The organism is Acetobacter sp. P1H12_c (assembly GCF_018811975.1).
Classification (GTDB): Bacteria; Pseudomonadota; Alphaproteobacteria; order Acetobacterales; family Acetobacteraceae; genus Acetobacter; species Acetobacter persici.
The window spans coordinates 1-3,867 of the sequence record NZ_JACRVR010000074.1; the positions used below are offsets into that span (position 1 = coordinate 1).

A 3,867-nucleotide genomic window follows, 5' to 3' on the forward strand; every position below is an offset into this window, starting at 1 on the left:
TTCATCTTCCAAGGCCTTCAGTCGTTTGGCCTCAGATACCTCAAGGCCACCATAGCGGGTCTTCCATTTGTAAAACGTCGCATCACTGATCCCGTGTTTGCGGCAAAGATCAGAGACCTTGAGCCCAGCCTCCTGTTCCTTCAGCACCCCTATGATCTGCTCTTCCGTAAAACGACTGCGTTTCATTCGTCCGTATCCTTCTCGATCGGACTCTACTTTTAAATGGTTACATTTTCGGGGGGCACGTCAATGCCGCGACCTATCAGGATTTCGTCCTCGAGATCATTCGCCGCTCCGACAAGGAGCCGGGCTTCAAGGTGTTGCCCCGGCGCTGGGTCGTCGAGCGCACTTTCGGTTGGATGATCCGCTGGAAGCGTCTCGTTCGGGATTACGAGCAGAGGATCGACGTCTCGGAGGCAATGATCCATGTCGCTCTCGGTAGCATCATGCTCCGCAGAATTGTCCATCCATGACCATTCTCAAACGGACTCTTAGAGCATTTTCTGCGCTGCATGAATCGCTGCGAATTCCCAAAGTTATTGTGATCTGATTCAAGATGACAGCCGGAATGGGGGCAGTTGTGGATGTCATCACGCACATTGTTTTGGATCTTCGCGAACGTGTTGTTGCGGCTGTATCGAGTTGTGTGCCGGGTCGTAAGGTTGCTGAACGGTTTGGCGTCAGTCCGGCGAGTACTGTTCGTTGGTGCGCTCTTGCCGACTGAATTGCCCCGGGTCGTTCTGTCTCCACAAAACCCGGGGCAATTCAGTCTCTGCATTATCATCTGGGAATCATTGTTGAGTTTTAAAAACGTTAATATTTAGATAACATTTTAGAAATTGATTCTTTAGTGATGTTTGAGAGTTAAAATACAGCTTTTATGCTTCCAGATGATTTAGATCAATTTCATAAGCCAAATAGTTTGCTAAAAAAAAACTCTTAGGATAATCTTTGGACGGTTATTCAATATGCAAAAGGATAAGAAATAATGTCTACTATAATTAACGATGGACAAAAAATTTCCAATGTAACTGTTGATAATTATCAGGAAGTAATTTCTTCAGGTGGCATAGGAGAATTTCAGACAGTTCAGAACGATGGGGAAATAGTAATAAGAAATGGTGGTATTCTCATTGAAACAGATGGAAAAAGTAATTGGATTACACAGACCGAAGGAAAAATTGTTGTTGAAAGTGGTGGTTTATTATCAGGAGGACATGTCCAGTCAGGTGGAACTTATTTTGTAAGTGCTGGTGGTATTACTACAAGTGTTTCTATTGGTGATGGTGGAATATACCAGGGTGCCTCAGGAGCAATTCTTAATGGGGTCAGCAAAATTCGGTCGGGAGGTACTCTCAGTGGTGGTACTGTAACTGATTATGCAGCCCTAGTCGTTAGTGCTGGAGGTAGTTCAATTGATACCACTATTGCTAGTGCTGGCGGCCTTGGAGTTGCCGGTATAGCAAAAAACACTATTGTTCAATCTGGTGGGGTAATCGAAGTAACGTCTGGTGGGCTTGCTGATGCATCAAATATACAAGGTGGAGGTAAATTAGATGTAGACAGCAATGGAAGTATAAACAATGTTGTTGTGAGTTCTGGTGGACTTATAAGTGCGGCATCAGATGCCAAAATATCTGGTGTTAATATAATTCAATCAGGATCTATACTTAGTGGTGGTAATGTAACGGCATATGCTGCTGTTTCTATTAGTAGCGGAGGAACATCTTTTAATACTATTATTGGGAGTAATGGTGGGATTGGATTGGCTGGAACAGCTTCTGGTACACTTATTAACTCAGGGGGTGTATTGGAAATCACTTCAGGAGGAATTGCTAATAATAGTAATGTTTTAAATGGTGGTGTTATTTATGCAGATTCAAATAGTACTATAGGGTCAACAACAGTTTCTAGTGGTGGGTTGGTTTCCGCAGCAAGTACAGCAATAATTTCAGGAATTATCACAATCTTGGATGGTGGCTCTGCTAGCATTTGGAACAATGCTGGTGGTACGATTGATCTCACAGGTAATACTAATAACGGACTTACTATTTCTGGTCTGGAAAGCGGTGGGACCGTTAGCACTGTGATCAGTGGTTGGAGTGGTAGCCAGCCTGGGAATTCTGATAGCATTGATCTGCCTGGGGTTTCGGCAGATGGAGCATCTTATGCTTATCCCTCAGATGATCAGGTTGTGGTTACACTAGAAAATGGTAACACCATTACTCTGAATATTCCTGGTGTAAAAAATACCGGTTTTGTCCTCTCCGATGATGGCCATGGTGGTGCATCTGCCGAAGTTTGTTTTCTTTCGGGTAGCCAGATTCAAACACCATCTGGTAAGACCTTAGTAGAGGACTTGGCTATCGGAGATGAAATTGTTGCTTACGTCGATGATACTGAGGTTATCCGCCGCGTGATCTGGGTTGGACAGGCACACTGCACAGTTCGTCCATATCTTCCTATAGATCAAGCGGGATATCCTGTGCGTATCCTTAAGAATGCCATTTCTGACGGTGTTCCTTTCAAGGACATGTTAATCACAGCAGAGCATTGTCTATTGTTTAATGGTAAGTTTGTTCCAGCCCGCATGCTTGTAAACGGGCGTTCAATCTTTTTCGATAAATCCATCACATCGTATAATTACTATCATGTTGAAACCGAAAAACATTCGATTATCATAGCTGATGGTATGCTCACGGAGAGCTACCTTGATACTGGAAACCGTAGAACCTTCACCCAAAAAGGTAATGTTACATCTATCGGCAGTAATCGTAACATGACTTGGGATGATGCCGCTGCCCCTTTGACAGTATCTCGGGAAATCGTCGAGCCGTTATTCCGTCAGATCAATGCACGTGCTAATAAAGCTGGCTTCGCAATGTATAGTGAAGCTAGATTGATGACGTATGAAAGTGATTTACACTTGCTCACAGATAAAGGTTCTGTCATTCGTCCGGCGCGGCAGAACAACGGACGGATTATGTTTATGATCCCATCAAATATTCAGTCTGTTCATATTATCTCCAATGCCAGTCGTCCATGTGATGTAATTGGACCATTCGTTGATGACCGTCGTCTGCTCGGTGTTTTAATTGGTAAAATTACAATATTTGAAAAAAATAAAAATAGAAATATTACCGAACACTTGCGCAATTCAAAGCTTTCAGGTTGGAATGCTATGGAAGAAGAAACAATGCGTTGGACCGATGGGAATGCATTTCTTCCTCTGGGGAAGCGCCTTCCGGGGGCCCTTGCTTTGATGACCATCGATATCAAAGCTGCAGGTCCTTATATTCTTGATGAGACGATAATTGAGCAGCAGACCTTACAAGCTTGATATTTCATTAACAGTCCTCTTTTTTATCTGCTTGTAAAACGGTTTTTATGTCTTATGACGACAAGGGCCTCGGGGGTATGCTCTTGAGGCCCTTGTGTAGCGACCTAGAGGGTTCCAAAAAGGAACCCTCATTTCTCCGTCTTATTTTGGTGACTTGTCACGGAAATTCTGAGCTATGTTTTCACTGAAAAACCATTCTTACACCTGGAGGGATCGAAGAACCCTTGATTGATACGCTTGGCTGGTGATTTCAGGTTTTTGGCGATTTGATTGACTATTTTTGGGTTGGTTTTCGATCTGCGTTTTGAGCAGATCGAGTGCTGCCCCCGCTGGATTGCTATGCATTCGCGCTGATCCGCTCCAGGAAGAGGAAGCGGCGCATATTATAGACGATATTGGCCAGGCCGATCCTCATGGTGGCCCGGGTGATACCGACAGTTCGGACGAACAGACCCATTTGCGATTTCTGGTCAGCAAAGACATGCTCGACGCGGGATCGGATCACGGACTTTCCTGCATTGGACCGC

Annotated in this window: 2 protein-coding genes and 2 pseudogenes; 2 read left to right on the forward strand and 2 right to left on the reverse strand. The window is 44.3% G+C overall.

Features of this window, described 5'->3' with window-relative positions:
* Window positions 1-186, reverse strand: a 186-nt coding sequence (locus KP699_RS15990) for a transposase (protein ID WP_215762890.1), incomplete at its 3' end; no start/stop codon positions are given.
* 59 nt (window positions 187-245) lie between these two features.
* Between KP699_RS15990 and KP699_RS15995 the strand changes: the two are divergent.
* Both KP699_RS15995 and KP699_RS16000 read left to right on the forward strand, forming a co-directional pair.
* Window positions 246-473, forward strand: a pseudogene (locus tag KP699_RS15995) (transposase); the annotation flags it as partial.
* A 515-nt stretch (window positions 474-988) separates the two neighbouring features.
* A complete protein-coding gene (locus KP699_RS16000; protein ID WP_215763315.1) occupies window positions 989-3,340 on the forward strand; it encodes a Hint domain-containing protein in 2,352 nt (783 codons plus the stop codon).
* Window positions 3,341-3,677: 337 nt separating this feature from the next.
* On the opposite strand, the pseudogene KP699_RS16005 reads toward KP699_RS16000, so the two are convergent.
* A pseudogene (locus KP699_RS16005) lies at window positions 3,678-3,867 on the reverse strand (IS5/IS1182 family transposase); the annotation flags it as partial.